The organism is Rapidithrix thailandica (assembly GCF_039710355.1).
GTDB classification, from domain to species: domain Bacteria; phylum Bacteroidota; class Bacteroidia; order Cytophagales; family Flammeovirgaceae; genus Rapidithrix; species Rapidithrix thailandica.
Genome location: NZ_JBDKWZ010000019.1, coordinates 83,342 through 99,516, shown reverse-complemented (window position 1 = coordinate 99,516; position 16,175 = coordinate 83,342). Strand labels below are relative to the sequence as shown.

The 16,175-nt window shown below is 42.1% G+C and carries 10 protein-coding genes; 4 read left to right on the top strand and 6 right to left on the bottom strand.

From position 1 onward, the window contains the following. Positions 1-88: 88 nt before the first annotated feature. From AAG747_RS24555 to AAG747_RS24545, 3 genes are all read right to left on the bottom strand, one after another. The gene (locus AAG747_RS24555; protein WP_346823900.1) at positions 89-3,259 is read right to left on the bottom strand and encodes an efflux RND transporter permease subunit; all 3,171 of its coding nucleotides are present in this window, start codon (positions 3,257-3,259) and stop codon (positions 89-91) included. Positions 3,260-3,284: 25 nt separating this feature from the next. After that, positions 3,285-4,373: an efflux RND transporter periplasmic adaptor subunit gene (locus AAG747_RS24550; RefSeq protein WP_346823899.1), complete on the bottom strand. Its 1,089-nt coding sequence runs from the start codon at positions 4,371-4,373 to the stop codon at positions 3,285-3,287. 674 nt (positions 4,374-5,047) lie between these two features. Beyond that, entirely contained in the window at positions 5,048-5,473 is a 426-nt protein-coding gene (locus tag AAG747_RS24545; protein WP_346823898.1) for a hypothetical protein, read from the bottom strand. Positions 5,474-5,786: 313 nt separating this feature from the next. Between AAG747_RS24545 and AAG747_RS24540 the strand changes: the two genes are divergently transcribed. Further along, complete coding sequence (locus AAG747_RS24540) at positions 5,787-6,944, top strand: DUF4304 domain-containing protein (protein ID WP_346823897.1); 1,158 nt, start codon at positions 5,787-5,789, stop codon at positions 6,942-6,944. Next, positions 6,941-7,180 carry an alpha-ketoglutarate-dependent dioxygenase AlkB family protein gene (locus tag AAG747_RS24535; protein ID WP_346823896.1) on the top strand — a complete coding sequence of 80 codons (240 nt, stop codon included), beginning with the start codon at positions 6,941-6,943 and terminating at the stop codon, positions 7,178-7,180. The genes AAG747_RS24540 and AAG747_RS24535 overlap by 4 nt, the downstream gene beginning before the upstream one ends. Before the next feature lie 87 nt (positions 7,181-7,267). On the opposite strand, the gene rnhB is transcribed toward AAG747_RS24535, so the two are convergent. Together rnhB and AAG747_RS24525 are read right to left on the bottom strand one after the other, a co-directional pair. Next, the gene (rnhB, locus tag AAG747_RS24530; protein WP_346823895.1) at positions 7,268-7,867 is read right to left on the bottom strand and encodes a ribonuclease HII; all 600 of its coding nucleotides are present in this window, start codon (positions 7,865-7,867) and stop codon (positions 7,268-7,270) included. A 96-nt stretch (positions 7,868-7,963) separates the two neighbouring features. Further along, positions 7,964-8,467: an acyl-CoA carboxylase biotin carboxyl carrier protein subunit gene (locus AAG747_RS24525; protein ID WP_346823894.1), complete on the bottom strand. Its 504-nt coding sequence runs from the start codon at positions 8,465-8,467 to the stop codon at positions 7,964-7,966. 278 nt (positions 8,468-8,745) lie between these two features. Here AAG747_RS24525 and floA point away from each other — a divergent pair, with 278 nt between their 5' ends. Both floA and AAG747_RS24515 read left to right on the top strand, forming a co-directional pair. Continuing rightward, positions 8,746-9,762, top strand: a complete 1,017-nt coding sequence (floA, locus tag AAG747_RS24520) for a flotillin-like protein FloA (RefSeq protein ID WP_346823893.1) — start codon at positions 8,746-8,748, stop codon at positions 9,760-9,762. Between the two features lie 201 nt (positions 9,763-9,963). Beyond that, the gene (locus AAG747_RS24515; protein WP_346823892.1) at positions 9,964-10,371 is read left to right on the top strand and encodes a DUF983 domain-containing protein; all 408 of its coding nucleotides are present in this window, start codon (positions 9,964-9,966) and stop codon (positions 10,369-10,371) included. Between the two features lie 390 nt (positions 10,372-10,761). Here the strand turns inward: AAG747_RS24515 and AAG747_RS24510 are convergent, their stop codons facing one another. Beyond that, a complete protein-coding gene (locus AAG747_RS24510) occupies positions 10,762-15,735 on the bottom strand; it encodes a choice-of-anchor L domain-containing protein (RefSeq protein WP_346823891.1) in 4,974 nt (1,657 codons plus the stop codon). Positions 15,736-16,175 lie beyond the last annotated feature (440 nt).

Here is a 16,175-nt window from a genome sequence, read left to right as displayed (position 1 = left end):
CGCGTTTCTTTCTACGACTGTTGGCGTTTTACATGCCGTAAAAATTAATGCCATACAGGCAACTCCTACACATTGATATATGATTCTCTTAAGCATTATGGTCAAATTCTTCAGTTAAAGGAAGTTCATCTTCATCGCGTATCAGGTGGCGGCCTTCTGCCAGTTTGCCAAATATGTAATACAACCCAGGGACAATGATTACCCCGAAGATTGTCCCGAACAACATTCCGCCAAGGGCTGACGCACCAATGGTACGGTTGCCAATGGCACCGGGTCCCGTAGCGATCACCAAAGGAATCAAGCCGGCAATAAAGGCGAAGGAAGTCATTAAGATAGGTCGAAAACGCACTTTGGCACCTTCTATGGCAGCCTCCGGTATAGAAGCACCTTCCTGGTTTTTCTGAATGGCAAATTCTACAATCAGCACCGCATTCTTACCCAATAAACCCACCAACATCACCAAACCGACCTGGGCATAAATATCATTGGCTAAACCCATCAGCTTGAGCAATATAAATGCTCCGAAAACCCCAGCAGGCAGAGAGAAAACCACTGACAAGGGCAAGATAAAACTTTCGTATTGTGCCGCAAGTACTATATACACAAAGGCTAAAACAATGAGGAAAATATAAAGGGCCTCATTTCCACGGGCTACTTCGTCTTTGGCCAAGCCCGCCCAGTCTATATCATAGCCTCTCGGAAGCACCCTGTCAGCTTCTTCCTGAATCGCTTTGATCGCCTCACCACTGCTGTATCCTGCTGCCGGAGAACCATTGATGGCCGCAGAGGTATACATATTATACCGGGTAATTTCATTAAGCCCTTGCTTCTTCTTGATTTTCATGAAAGCCGAATAAGGCACCATTTCATCGCGGTCGTTTTTCACATACAGTTTCATCAGATCATCCGGTAATCTTCTATACTCCGGAGCGGCTTGAACATATACCTTATAAAAACTCCCGAACCGGATGAAACCCAATTCGTATGAACTACCAATTAAAACCGATAGGTTATCCATGGCTTTGCCAATGGAGACTCCTTTCTGCATAGCCGCTTGATTGTCGATTTCCAATTCGTATTGTGGATAATTGGCAGCAAAGAAGGTAAACAAGCCCGCTAATTCTTTCCGCTTCTTAAGAGCTTCCATGAACTCATTGTTCACCTTTTCAAAAGCTTTATAATCCCCTGTATTGGTTTTATCCAGAAGGCGCAGTGCAAATCCACCTGCCGCTCCGTAACCGGGCACGGCCGGTGGCTGGAAAAATTCGATGGTTGCTCCCGGAATTTCATGGGCCTTTTCTTCCAACTCTTCTATAATTTCCTCAACCCTATGTTCTCTATCCGACCAGTTTTTCAAATTAATCAGACAAGTCCCCGCATTAGAACCTCTCCCTTCAGTCAACACCTCATATCCTGCCAATGCGGATACCGATTGGATCCCTTCAACGTGTTCGGCGATTTCCTGTAATTCACGGGCTATATCATTGGTTCGTTCCAAGGTAGAACCCGGAGGTGTCTGCACAATGGCATAAATCATCCCCTGGTCCTCTGCAGGAATAAAACCGGAAGGTAATCCAAGGCTGGTCACCCATATTCCGCCACAGAAGGCAAACAACAAACCGAAGGTAACTACTCTTCGGCTCACAATGGACTTGAGCAGTCCGGCATACTTCCCCGTGAGCTTTTCGAACCCGTTGTTAAAACCATCGATAAACCGGGACATCAACGTTTTCTTTTTGGGCTTTCCATGGGTATTTTTCAAAATCATTGCACAAAGCACCGGAGTCAGTGTAAGCGCTACGATACCAGAAAGCACAATAGAAGCGGCCATAGTGATGGAAAACTGCCGGTAAAATATCCCTACCGGGCCGGTCATAAAGGCTACCGGCACAAATACCGCTGTCATTAATAAAGTAATGGCAATGACTGCTCCGCTAATTTCCCCAAGTACTTTTTTTACGGCTTTATATGGGGATAAATCAGGCTCTTCTTCCATTTTGGCATGCACGGCTTCCACCACCACAATCGCATCGTCCACTACCACACCGATGGCCAGTACCAAGGCGAATAAAGTAATCAGGTTGATTGTTAGCCCCAAAAACTGCATGAAAATAAAAGCCCCGATCAAAGACACCGGCACGGCCAACGTTGGGATCAGCGTAGAACGCCAATCACCCAGAAACAAGAATACCACCAACGCCACCAAAACAAAGGCTTCCACCAAGGTATGCACCACTTTGTCAATGGAAGCATTCAGGAAATTGGATACATCATAACTGATCTCATAGTCCATCCCGGGAGGAAATGATTCGGCTTTGATCTCATCCATTTTGGCTTTCACCTCTTCAATGACATCACTGGCATTACTGCCATAGGTTTGCTTCAAGGTAATCGCTGCCGAGGGAAGATTGTCCAGGTTGGAGTAAATATCGTAAAACTCACTTCCGAACTCTACTTCCGCCACATCTTTCAGATGAAGAATTTCTCCTTCCGCATTCGCCCGGACAATCACATTTTCATACTGCTCCGGCTCATTGTACCTCCCTTGGTAAGTCAATACATATTCGAGGGATTGTGAGCGTTTGCCCGAGCTTCTTCCCAACCTACCCGGCGAACCGATAATACTTTGTTCTTCCAGCGCTTCCATTACTTCTTCCGTAGAGATGTTGTAAGCCCGCATCCGGTCCGGCTTCAACCAAATACGCATGGCGTATTGACGGCTACCGAGAATTTTAGCACTCCCTACCCCATTGAGCCTTTTCAATTCATTGAGTATGTTAACACTTGCATAATTGTAAAGGAATTTTTGGTCTGTATTTTTATCCTTACTGAAGAGGTTTACATACATCAACATGTTAGGCTGGGAACGACTTACGATAATCCCTTCCCGTTGCACCAAAGGCGGAAGCCTGTTCGTTACCTGCTCGATCCGGTTCTTTACATTTACTACGGCCTGACTAGGATCAATGCCCAGGTTAAACACTACCTGTATGGTGGCCTCCCCTGCACTGGTAGCATCCGAAGTCATGTATTTCATCCCCGGAGTACCGTTAATGGCTTTTTCCATAGGAATAAGCACGGATTTCACCAGTACATCGGCACTGGCACCCGGATAGGCAATAAAAATATTGACCCTTGGCGGGGCAATGGAGGGGAACTGGGATATTGGCAAATTGGTCATAGCCAAAATCCCCATGAAAATGATAACGAGTGAGATCGCTATCGCAAGGACAGGCCTATGAATGAATTTATTAAACATTTTCTTTCGCTTTTAAAACCTTAAATTATTCGGCATATAATTTTAATTGGGAGATGATCTTCTCAGGTTTCAGGTACTCATAAGTGATCTCTTCATTGTCTCTTACCTTTCGCAACCCTTCAAGCAATATCTTTTCGTTTGCTTCTAACCCCTCACTCACCGCATACAAATCTTCCATATCCGCACCGATGGTAATTTCCCTGGTCATTACCTTATTATCCTCCCCTACCACAAAAACATACTTCTTTTCCAGGATTTCAAAAGTGGCTTTTTGAGGAATAATCAGCGCACGGTCAAGGGGTACAGCCATTTGTATATTGCCAGTCTCGCCATGTCTTAGCAGCCCTTTGGGATTGGGAAATGTAGCTCTGAAAGGAATAGTCCCCGTTTCATGATTAAAATCTGCCTCAATAGTTCCTACCTTTCCGGAAAATTCAAACAATTTATTATTTGCCATTAACAGGTTTACTATCCCGGTACTTTTCTGGTTTTCACCGGTTTTATAATCCAGGTATTCGGCTTCCGGAACATTGAAATACACCCATATTTTACTATTGTCCGACAAATTAGAGAGCAACTCGCCCTCGTCTACCAGACTCCCTGGCCGTACATGAAAGCGGTCAATAATACCATCAAAGGGGGCCCTGATCTCTGTAAATCCCAAATGCACCTGTGCTAATGCCAACTCCGCTTTGGCCTTGCTAAATTTAGCTTTGGCCATGGCTAGCTCATTCGGGGCCACGATATTGCTATCGGCCAGTGATTGCGTGTTTTGCAATTCAATTTCAGCAAAGTTGACTTCCGCCTGAGCTTTTTGCAGTTCGGCTTGGTACAGGTTGGGCATAATTCGGAATAACAGCTGTCCTTTTTTCACAAATTGTCCTTCGTCTACAAAGATTTTTTGCAAATAGCCTTTTTCCTGAGCCCTTAGTTCAATATGACGAATAGAGTGGATCTGACATACATAATCCTTAGTAATGGAAGTATCCATTTGCACCGGACTGGTTACCAGAAATTTAGTCCCCATTTCCTTTCCTTCTACTTTTTCTGTTGTACAGCTTGTATGGCATAGCAAGGCACACAAACCCATAAACAAGAGCATTGTCTTTATCATAAATTCGTACTTTAAAACAATTCGGTTTTTATACTTTTTTTGAGAGGTGTGTTGACAGTGAATAGTGAAAAACAACAGGTGTGAACGGTTAGGTGACACTAGGTCCCCAACTCTCCTGGAAAGTATTAAATCATATTCTGAGTACCCGGAAGATTATGTACCTCTTGGAGGCGCAGGAATAGAGTAAACTATCCCCTATGAATTTAGCTATATTGTTGGAGTAAAATCCAGAGGCTTGGGCATAAACACCCCAGAGGTAATTCGTGCTCTTTAAGCGCTTTTTGAAAGAAAGCAACTTGTCGTCTTCCTCCTCAACATCCGCTACCCCTATTCGGCACTCTTCTTTTCTACCTGACAAAATTGAATGAACAAGTAAGACCTGGGTATTTTGTCCCATGCCAAGGCTGGAATGCTCAAACCTTTTCATCGAGTGTAATGAAGAATAGCCAGTATGGCACAGTAAGGTGCACAAACCCATGAATATGAGGAGTGTCTTCATAATAATCGTGCTTTGAAAAGCACTTTGATTTTCTTATTAAATTGTTTTAGGGAAGTGTAAATACAGTACACTTATGGCATCTCACGTAGCTTCAGGCTTATGGATACCGAATGATAAACCGTATAAAAAAAGTGGAACGTTGGCCGTATGCCTTAGCCAATAGGAAGGAGTAAAATCAAATTTTAAACACCTGGAAAATGATCTGCCGACTATAAGGATTTATATACAAAAAAGGCTTACCATCCCGTAAACACTTTCTTATATAACTGAAGAGAAATTCAGCCGCTTGGGCATTAAAAATCGCAGCAAACAAATTACCACTACTTAATTTTCTCTCAAATGACGTTAACAAGTCATCTTCTTCCTCGATGTCTTCTGCTTCTATTTCTACGCCTTCTTGTTTTGAACTGGATACAATAGCATGTCGGCTCAAATCCTGAGATTCTCGGATAGTACCAAAGCCGGTACCTTCAGACTTTTTAAGGCGCTTGATTAAAGAAAGACAGGTATCTTCCTGAGAAGTATGGGCAGCCAATTGGCTATAACCACCCAACAGAAAAATACTTAGAGATAGAAGATATTTAATGAATGTCTTTGTCATCTGGAGGGCGAAACTACATCAAGTTGATTATTCTGACAAATTTTGCAGACCTTAAATATTGTTAAATGCCATTATTTAACCGTATGGCTATTCTATGTTGAACACCGTATAACATAGCGCTGTCACCCGGGTCTGTTATGCAGGAGTCGCTAAATGTCCTCATGCACGAATTTTGAGGTGATAGGATTAACATACCGGCTCATTTACGACACATCCCCGCCAAGCCACCGAAGCGGATGTTCAAAAACCGCATAGAGGTTTAACCCTTTCCTTTTATTACTTTTACACTTAACCGTTATCATTATTTTTAGAAATGTATACTCCCAAAAATTTCAACAAAGAAATCACCAAATGGCTTGTAAAGCCCTTGAAAAAATATGGCTTCTCAAAGTTTAAAACCAGCAGCCTAATTCGCCTGACCGATGATTTTGTCGTGCAAACGATTAATATTCAAAAATCCAGATGGGGAGGTGAAATGTTTTATGTGAACATCAATAATCATTATTTATACGAAGGAATGGATACGATATATCCGGAAACGGGTACGCGTATTCAGTCCCTGGGAATCAATTATAAACACACGCATAACTTTACCATTCAACTTACGGCAGAACTATCCTTAAGAGAAATTTGCGCAAGTATAGAGGAAAAAGTTTTGTATTGGTTTGACCTTCACGGAAACGTCCGCCATCTAATTCAATTTCGCTCTGACAATTTAGCATTAGAAAATCCTGATCACGCGCTGTTTTTCAATACCCACAGCCTTCCGTCCCAACGCACTTTTTTTTACATTTTATTATACGCAAAACGGTATGAACAAGCGTTGGACTGGTATTTTCAAAAGAAAGAAGAAGCCACATCCGATTACAGTTTACATTTCGTCAATGCGGAGTTCGGTAAACTGGCCGGATTTTTACAACAAAAAGACTATACAACGATCGGGGAAATCATTGAATCTAATCTACGTCAATCTATCGAGCGGCTTAAGTTAGAAAAGCTTAAACCACTTATTAACGAGACGCATGGATATGATTTTTTGAAAACCTCATTGCTAGAGAAAAAATACCCTGAACAAGCCAATAGAATGGGTGGTGTAAGTTATCATCATCTAATCTTTCACGATGACCTGAGTAAAATTCACGAAGCAATATTTCAAAACTTTGATTACGAATTACTTTCGGACAACACCCGGTTAGAAGTTCTTATTGACGAAAAGTACCGCTTCTATTTTCACTTAAATGACAGCGAGGCAGTTGTAGAAGATACGCAAGAAATTCTCTCCTTATATAAAGGGCAAAAAGACTTATCACTGATTTCCGGCACCAAAAAGCGTATTGACTTTTGGGGAGACAACGATGCTATACAAGCGGGGTATATCAATCATTACATTCACTTACTAGAAGTCGTTTCTGGCAACGTAACAGCCCTCATATTCAGCCCTAAAAACAAGCTATTTTTTGATGAAAATTGAATAAAAGGCATGGTTTAACAGCTTTCTCATCCGGTGAAGAACGCTTGTTCCGGATGAAGCATTGGAAAGAAAAAGGGTTTAAAGACTTACCGATGACAGCACATGGGGTCATTGTAATTCCTTGGGAAACAAATTTACACTGGACTCATGAAGTCCCGTATTTTAAAAAGTATCAAGGTAAAAGAATTTCCATCACACTCAGAGAATTTCAAAAGGATGGAAAATGCCCCCGATAGGCCCTCAATATACCATTAACTTTTAAAGAAACTCATGGAAATCTCTTTGAAAGCTAATGGTGACGAAAATCTTTATGGATGAAGAAATTAAAATTTAATTTCCATTTGTTCCGGCAAAAGTTTAAAGCTCATCCGGTGATATGGACTGGTTCCGTGTATCCGGATCGCTTCCCGGTGCGCTTTGGTGGGATACCCGGCATTTTGCTCCCATTGATAATGAGGATGATCTTTAGCGAGCTGTTCCATCAGGTCATCGCGATAAGTTTTTGCCAGGATAGAAGCCGCAGCAATGGAAGCGTACTTTCCATCTCCTTTCACAATACAATCATGAGTAATATCCGGATAAGGTGTAAACCGGTTGCCATCCACGATCAAATGTTCCGGAGTGGGCTCGAGTTGTTCCAAGGCACGGTGCATTGCCAAAAAAGAAGCCTTTAAAATATTGATCTTATCAATTTCCTTCGGAGAGACTTCGGCCACGGCATAACTCAAAGCTTCCCGTTCGATTTCTTCCCTTAATTGATTCCGGATTTTCTTGGTGAGTTTTTTAGAGTCATTTAGCAGCCTATTTTTATAATCCACGGGAAGGATCACGGCAGCAGCAACTACAGGCCCGGCCAGACAACCTCTCCCCGCTTCGTCCAACCCGGCTTCAATCCGGCCCTCTTTAAAATATGGTAGAAGCATGTATACAACAATCGTTAAGTGAGCCGGCAAAGCTACAAAGCAGTAGGCAGTTGCCAGCCTGTAAAGTAAAAAATCTCGTTCAGAAAGGCTTCTCCCTTATTCAAACACTAATAAAAGTTGGTTTTTTTCCACATTGTCTGCCTGGCTTACTTTTACTGACTTGATGGTGACATCTTCGGGAGCTTTCAATACATTTTCCATCTTCATGGCTTCCAATATCAACAAAGGCTCCCCTTTTTTCACCCGCTCCCCTTCTTTGGCTTTTACTTCCAGAATCAGCCCTGGCATCGGGGCTTTCAAGTCGTTTACTTTTTGTAGCAAGGCATCTTTCATTCCCAGTTTTTCCAACAAAATATCATATTGGTCTTTTACTTCCAAATGATAAACCCTTCCGTTGATTTTCAAGATAAATTCTTTCTTTACCGCATCGGCATGAATAAATTCCGCATTAAAGGATTTATTCTGATAAAGGATATGAAAACGCTGATCGGCCAAACGGACGATGTCCCATTCCACCACTTGATTATTTACAAAAAGTCTATCGTCTTTTTCTGTCACCTCATATACGGCAGCACTTTGGTCTATTTTCACCTGTATCATACTGATTATGTGTTTGTTTATGGATATTCTTTGTTATGGTTAGTTTTAAAAATACAAAGTTTCTGGTTTTATTAAGAGGAAGTTTATAATTTACTCTCTATTCGCATGATGTAAGCACATACGTGAATACGTTACCCTTTATGATTTAAAAAATAAGCTTACCTTTTACAAGGAGTTTTTAACTTAAAATATTCTTATAACTTTGTGAATATTTTCAATATAGGTATTAATTTAAGCAAAAATTAAGTTAAACATAGTCATTACAGAATTTTTAATCTATGAGCAATACTTATAACATACTAATACTTTTAGTTGGAGGAATTATTTTTCTCTTCTCCTTTCTTTACTTCATCCCTGTAAATCTTTGGTTTACGGCGGTATTTTCTTCCGTAAAAGTCAGTTTAATCAATTTAGTCCTGATGCGTGTACGGAAAGTCCCCCCCAGAGTCATTGTTGAATCACTCATTACCGCAACAAAAGCAGGCCTTACCCTCACTACCGATGACCTGGAAACGCATTACCTGGCAGGTGGGCACGTTCCTTCGGTGATCAAAGCCTTAATTTCAGCGGACAAAGCCAACATTGAACTGACCTTCAAACAGGCTGCAGCCATCGACCTGGCCGGTAGAGAAGTGTTTGAAGCGGTTCAAATTTCCGTAAACCCACAGGTAATTAATACTCCTTCTGTAGCTGCAGTGGCTCAGGATGGGATACAACTGATCGCCAAGGCAAGAGTTACCGTCCGGGCTAACATTGCTCAATTGGTCGGGGGTTCCGGTGAAGAAACGATTTTGGCCCGTGTAGGAGAAGGGATTGTCACCTCTATCGGTTCCTCCAAGTCACACAAAGATGTGTTGGAAAACCCAGATAAGATTTCCAAACTGGTATTGGGAAAAGGCTTGGATTCGGGAACGGCTTTCGAGATTTTATCCATTGACATTGCCGATATCGACATCGGAAGTAATATCGGAGCGAAATTGCAAATCGACCAAGCCAATGCGGATTTGAAAGTAGCAGAGGCAAAAGCCGAAGAAAGACGTGCCATGGCGGTAGCTGTAGAACAAGAGATGAAAGCCAAAGCACAAGCGGCAAGAGCCAAGGTAATCGAAGCAGAAGCGGAAATACCATTAGCAATGGCAGATGCCTTCAGAAACGGAAATCTGGGTATTATGGATTATTACAAAATGAGTAATATCAAAGCCGATACGGATATGCGGTCCAGCATAGCCGAGGGTGAGCCGCAAACTACTGGCAAATCCTCCTCACTGGAAGAAAATGAAAATGATGAGGATTAGATAAGAATGTCATAAACTAAGGTTTACATCCCTTAATCTAGCCGAGGATAATTTTAGAAAAGAAAAATCTTTTCTAAAATTATCCTCGGTTCCTTTATAAGCAGATGAACTGTTCCGAAATTGGGTTTCCGGAAGTACCTTTGCGGGACTAAAGTCAGCTGAATCCTAAGAAGGATATTAGAAACCCAAAACAATACTATCATGTCAGTGAGTATCAAAGCTATGTGGAGCTTGCGTTGTCCACAATGCCGAAAAGGTAAGATGTTTCAGCATTCCGGTTTGAATATTGGAAAATTTATTAAAATGAATAAAAGTTGCCCGAAATGCGGATGTAACTTTGAACCGGAGCCTGGATTTTATTTTGGGGCCATGTACTTTAGCTATGGGATCAACATGGCCATTATGATCAGCTGTGCCGTGGCTACCTATGTGTTGATCAATCCGGAAAGCACCGTTGTCTGGATATTATCTGCAATGATTCCTTGCTTGATGCTTGTTCCGTTTACCTTTCGCTTTTCAAGAGCTTTGATGCTTCATTTGTTTGGGGGAGCCTCTTATAAGCCTGGAGCCATTGAAAAACACCAATCCGAACAAAACTCTTTAAAATAAAAAATAGTGTAGTTGAGTCCTACCTGATCATATACAAAAACACCCGGTTAACACTTGATGATTAACCGGGTGTTTTAATTTATCACTGAATTTGTTTCTTCCGGTTCACGGTAGTCAAAAAGTCATGATTCCTCCTCATCAACAATATACAGCCTACTTTGTTTGAACACCTTACGCCATCCTTCTTAGAGCGTGCTTATATTGTTGTCCCCCCATTTCAGGAACCTCAGTGCAACTTTTTGAATGGACCGACATTCGGTGGTCCGACATTCGGTGGACGGCCTCGTAAGAAATTTCAAACATGCTCTTAAACCTTATCCTTTGGATTGGGTTCCGAAAAAAAGCCAGCGAAGGTTTCGCTGGCTTATATTATTAAGAATTCATCTTAGTTTATTGTTTCACAACTTTTACATACTTCACTTGGTTAGAGGATTCAACTCTCAAGGTGTAAACCCCTCTCGACAAGTTCCGGAAGTGATTACTCAACTCTTTGCTGATATAAGATGAACCTTCCAAGGTAAAGTTGAAGACAGGTCTTCCGGTGGCATCATATGCCTGTACGTTGACCGGTATTTGCTCCGGGTTCGAAACTTCTAAGGTCAGCTGTTGTGTAAACGGATTCGGAAAGACTTTGACTTTGAATTCTTGAAGTGTCTCCAAGGTGACGGAAACCACTTTGCTGTACTCAAAATCTCCGTTGGTATCTACTTGCTTTAAGCGGTAGTACACCGTTCCTTGCACACCGTAGTCAGTGTATTCGTAAGCCGACTCTCCTTTTACATTCTTCCCTTCTATAAAAGCAATCTTCTCAAAGGTTTGACCTTGTACACTTCTTTCAATTTCGTATCCTTTATTGTTGTGTTCATCGGCCGTTTTCCACAACAATGCCACATTGTGTTTGCCTTGCTGTTTTGCTTCTACTGACAGGAAGCGTACCGGTAAAGGATCATTATCCACCGCACTGTGTATATAAATGGAAGAGAAGCTCGGCACGGTAAAGTCAATATAGTGCCTGTCACCATCAAACCCATCTACGACCAAATCACTGTTAATAAACGTCTCATTGCCCGATCCCGGAGCATCCCCATCGTACTTACTGATTCCAAGAATGTTGGTTCCGCTAAGGATTGGCAATGGAATTTCAGGATTTTCCAAAGCAAGGTTCTCGTATTCTTGTTGCGTTAAGTACAAGCGAACCATGGCACTCAAACCGTTATGCTGTGGCGTAATCTTATAATGCCGTTGTAAGTAAGGCTCTCCATCGTAGCTTTGTACCGTAGCATCCATAAGCACTTCTGCCGTTAACACTCCCAGGTTATTCCCCATATCCCGAATACTGGCAATCAGGTTCCCCTCGTCATCAATGATATTATAGAATACATTGTCACCTGCCAACACACAATCCCCCGTCTTGTCTGTAGTAGAGATTTCTACAGGAGTAGCAGCCGGAGTCGTCACATTGATGGTTTTCTCACATCCTTTGTTAGACAGTATGTCAAATGCAACGGTTGTTCCATTATCAACTAAGAACACCGGATCGGATGTAAATGCCGATGCAGGGTCCGTGCTTAATTTATATTGATAGCTTCCTCCTCCTCCGGTAGCAGACAGGTACACTTGTGTTTTTCCTGTGCCTGCAGGTTGGCAAGTAGCTGAGGCAGCAACAATCAATTCGGGAAGTTTCACAATAGTGATCGGGTCCGAAGAAGCGGTACAACCTTCTTCATTCAACACGGTAAGTGTATACGTCCCTTCTACATTTGTCCGCAAGATACGATCCGTAGAGACGATATTATCGGAAGCATCTTTCCATTGATAATTGGCATAAGCTCCCGGGTCAATCGCTGACTCTCCATCGCTACAAATCTCCAAGGTTCCATAACTGCTCAAATCCGGATCGGGTTTGTAATACACCTTGGTTGCGGCAAACTCACTTCCCGAACAATTCGACAAACTGACCACAATACTATCCAACTGATTGATACTGTACAAAACCGTAGGGGTGATGGTAATGGCCTTGGTGGCCTCTCCTGCCGAGAAAGTCAAACGCCCTAAAAAGGTACCGCTGGTAGTATAATCTACCCCCCTTGTCATCGAACCGGAGTAATTTACATCCAAGGTCAAGTTATTGGATACATCCCCGACTCTTGTAAACTCAACCGTCACAGGATCCTCCACACATTCGCTATACACTTCCGATACGGAAGAAGCGCCTGTGATATCATTACTATACAAACCTTCTACAAATACACCGGAATCATACTGTCTATCATTCCCATCGGCTACTACCCACTTGATATGATAGGTTTCACAGCTTTGCACGGCAATTTTCGCAACCAGGTTTTTCGTATACCCATCGTATTCAATATTGTAAAAACCGGCGACATCTTCTATGGTATTGTCACTATGCAAATCGTTATTCACAAAATATTGCGTATACTCTCCTTGGTTTACATTGTTAATAGATACTTCCGTAGAAGTTCCCGGAATGATAGCAATATTTTGCTCTCCGGTAATCCCCGGCCCGCTGATATAAAACGCAAAGACATCATTATAATCATCATTTACATATTCGGTGTATTCCTCAGACAGAAAGGTATAGTTGAACTTCAACGTATCACCCGAAGGTACCACATCAAACTCTATAAAACTGGCATCATAGGTTGTTCGCCCATTTCCATTCAAGTCTGTATACCCTGACCTGCCTAGTTCTGTAGTAGTATTTCTACGACTATTTGGCCGGTCGATATCCCTGACATCCCCGGTAGACATTACAATTCCATGGGCCGAGCCGATTTGCGTACCGTCTTTGAGCGTAAAAGTACCGTACGAGTCGGGATGGGCTGAGGTATAAGTCAGGTTTCGGATTTCCACTCCCGTCCCGGTAATGGCTTGCGCAAAATCGGCAGTAGAAACACTCGGTGTAATTTCCAATAGCTTTTCGGCCAAAAAGAGGTTGTCAATAGCCATATCGCTTTCAATACCAGCGCCTGTCACTCCCCGGAAGCGCAACTTAATGGTTTTACCGGCATAGGCCGAGAGATCAATTTGACTGAATTTCCACTCGCTTGATTGATGCCCACTAAAGGTTTGCAGGGTTACCCAGGCACTCACCCCCGGATTTTCCTGAACCTCCACCCGTAGACTTCCCATATTACCCCCTCGCATATGATACATAAAGTAGAAGTAAGGATTGGTCATACTGCTCAAGTCAAAACAAGGGCTGAGTAAGTTGGCCGTACGGTTGGTATTTCCATTGGCTTCCGTATACATATAATACGTACCCTGTCCCGCTTCGGAAGGACCGGTGCTACCTGTAGAGGTCCCTCCGGAATTACGCGTCCAGTTAAAGTTGTCTCCGGTATCTTGTATCCAATCCCCAATCCCCGATTCAAAGCTTTCTGAATAAGGAAAAACGGATACAATCGTACTACAGTCCAAGTCCGTGATTTTACGACTTCCTGCCGGAGCGGTAATAGCTGGGACTTCACCCACACCACCAATCGTAAACTGGTTACATACCGCATCCACCAAATGATCTACTGTAGCATTGGCGTCAATATCATACACTAACCAGAAATAATTATCACCCTCTGCTAACACTTGTGTGCCGTTAATAGTAAAGGCTCCATTCGGTGAAGTGACAGTGCCTCCGAATTGATTGCCTGTGGCAAAGGCATTACTGGTACCGGTGTAATAGAGTTTCGCATTGGCAATATCATTGGCAGCATCCGTACTTCCCTGAGTATCAAAAGAGAAAGAACTAATACTTAAGGGATTGGAGGGGTTTAAAGTCGTAACTTTAATTCCAATAATATCTTGATCCGTACTACCCACCACGACTTGATTACCGTTTTGAGTCAATGTACTGGATTGATATATCATATCCGGCTGACTCTCAATTCCGATTTTGTCGATAGCTATATCACTGCGATAACTGTTTCCGGTCATTCCCCGAAACCTGAACTTAATATTTTTACCTTCATACGCTGAAAGGTCTATTTCCCGTTCGTTCCAGAAGACACCCTGATGACCACCGAGTGAAAACAAATTAATCCAAACGCCTTCCTTTTCTTGCACATCCAAATAAAGTGTTCCCATATCTGCCCCTTGCATATGATAGGAAAAATACAAAGTAGGGCTTGAGGTTCCATTCAAGTCAAAACAAGGACTGATCAAGTAGGCGGACTTGTTCGGGTTATTTGGATAAGATGCTTCAGTATAGAGATAATAGTTGCCATCGGCCGCCGAAGAAGGCCCTGTACTTCCCGAATCTGTGCCTCCGCTATTCCGGGTCCAATTAATATCATCATTTGTACCCTGAGTCCAATTACCCAAGCCGGATTCAAAGCTTTCTGAATAAGGAAAACTTGAGATAGTTGTGTTACAGCTAATATTGTTGATTTTTCTACTCCCCGCAGGGTCGGTAACGGAAGGAATCCGGTCCATGCCATCAACGGTTAACTTATGACATACCGCATCTACCAGATTCCCTATCGTAGCATTGGCATCTATATCGTATACCAGCCAAAAATAATTCGTCCCTTCGGCCAAAGTTTGGTTCCCGTTGATTGAAAAAGTCCCATTGGGAGAAGTAACCGTACCCCCGAATTGATTCCCTGTCGAAAAAACACTGCTGGTACCTGTATAATATAGCCTTGCATTGACAATATCATTGGCAGCATCCGTACTTCCTTGAGTGGCAAAAGAAAACAAACTCGCATTCAAGGGGTTTTTAGTATTTTCAGTATTTACTTGAATACCGATTACCTCTTGATGGGTACTACCCACCGCTACTTGATCGCTGTTTTGAGTCAATGTACTGGATAGGTATTCCATATCTTTGGCCAAGGTCCCTTCTACACGCACATTGTCAAAATAATAATATTCGTTATTACTATCATTTCTTGCCCTGATAATGATTCTCAGTGTATTTCCATTCAGGTTGGCAGCAGAAAAAGTTGTACTTGTAAAGTCGTCGGACTCTGCGCCAAACAAAACTTCTCCCCCCCCATCAATGGAATAATACGCCCGAATATAGTCGCTACTTTCCAAGGTTCCACTTTCCCGCATATCAATGGAAATCGATACATCCGTATAAGTGGAAATATCGATTTGTTCCGATGTCCAGGTTGCTTCTCCATCAAGATCTTTTCCATAATATTCCGATGACCACACTATCCACCAGTCTGCTCCACTTGGCTGAGTAGAGCTCCAAGCCGTAGCTCCATTATCACTGGTAGAGTAATTAGGCAGGTTAAAATCTTCCAACCAAATGGTGGTTTGTCCAAAGGCAGAAAAGGATAGGAAGAGGCAAAGCAGTAAACAGCATTGCCTGATTTGCATAGTAGTTTTCCTGTTCATTACTTAATTCAAGAATTTTAGGATTACAATTTTTATTGCCTGTTTTCAGAGCAATTTTCAGTTAGTTGTGCAACTTTTGTAAAATGATTTGGCCTGCTCAAAAACTTGTAAAGTCCAATGAAAAAGCCTTTATCATTAACGGGCATTTTTTAGAAAACTACCCATATCTGAATATTGTTATCAAGACAAATCTAAGTACTTTTTACAAGTATAAATATGTATTAACTCTATCTACTAAATTGTTAATTGTGAATATTATTATATCATTTACCTTGATTTATTACAAAAACACCCCTCCTTTCCATATAACATACTACACATCAAAAAACAGCACTCCTTCCGATTATCCCAAAATAGGATGGTAAATCTATGAATAGTACAGTTTGGTAAAGAAACAATAGAAAGACATCTTATTATTGGCCAACTCTTTTTACAATAAT

Coding starts and splice junctions, on each gene's coding strand:
- AAG747_RS24555 (WP_346823900.1), bottom strand. CDS start 3,259: ATGTTTAATAAATTCATTCATAGGCCTGTCCTTGCGATAGCGATCTCA.
- AAG747_RS24550 (WP_346823899.1), bottom strand. CDS start 4,373: ATGATAAAGACAATGCTCTTGTTTATGGGTTTGTGTGCCTTGCTATGC.
- AAG747_RS24545 (WP_346823898.1), bottom strand. CDS start 5,473: ATGACAAAGACATTCATTAAATATCTTCTATCTCTAAGTATTTTTCTG.
- AAG747_RS24540 (WP_346823897.1), top strand. CDS start 5,787: ATGTATACTCCCAAAAATTTCAACAAAGAAATCACCAAATGGCTTGTA.
- rnhB (WP_346823895.1), bottom strand. CDS start 7,867: ATGCTTCTACCATATTTTAAAGAGGGCCGGATTGAAGCCGGGTTGGAC.
- AAG747_RS24525 (WP_346823894.1), bottom strand. CDS start 8,467: ATGATACAGGTGAAAATAGACCAAAGTGCTGCCGTATATGAGGTGACA.
- floA (WP_346823893.1), top strand. CDS start 8,746: ATGAGCAATACTTATAACATACTAATACTTTTAGTTGGAGGAATTATT.
- AAG747_RS24515 (WP_346823892.1), top strand. CDS start 9,964: ATGTCAGTGAGTATCAAAGCTATGTGGAGCTTGCGTTGTCCACAATGC.
- AAG747_RS24510 (WP_346823891.1), bottom strand. CDS start 15,735: ATGAACAGGAAAACTACTATGCAAATCAGGCAATGCTGTTTACTGCTT.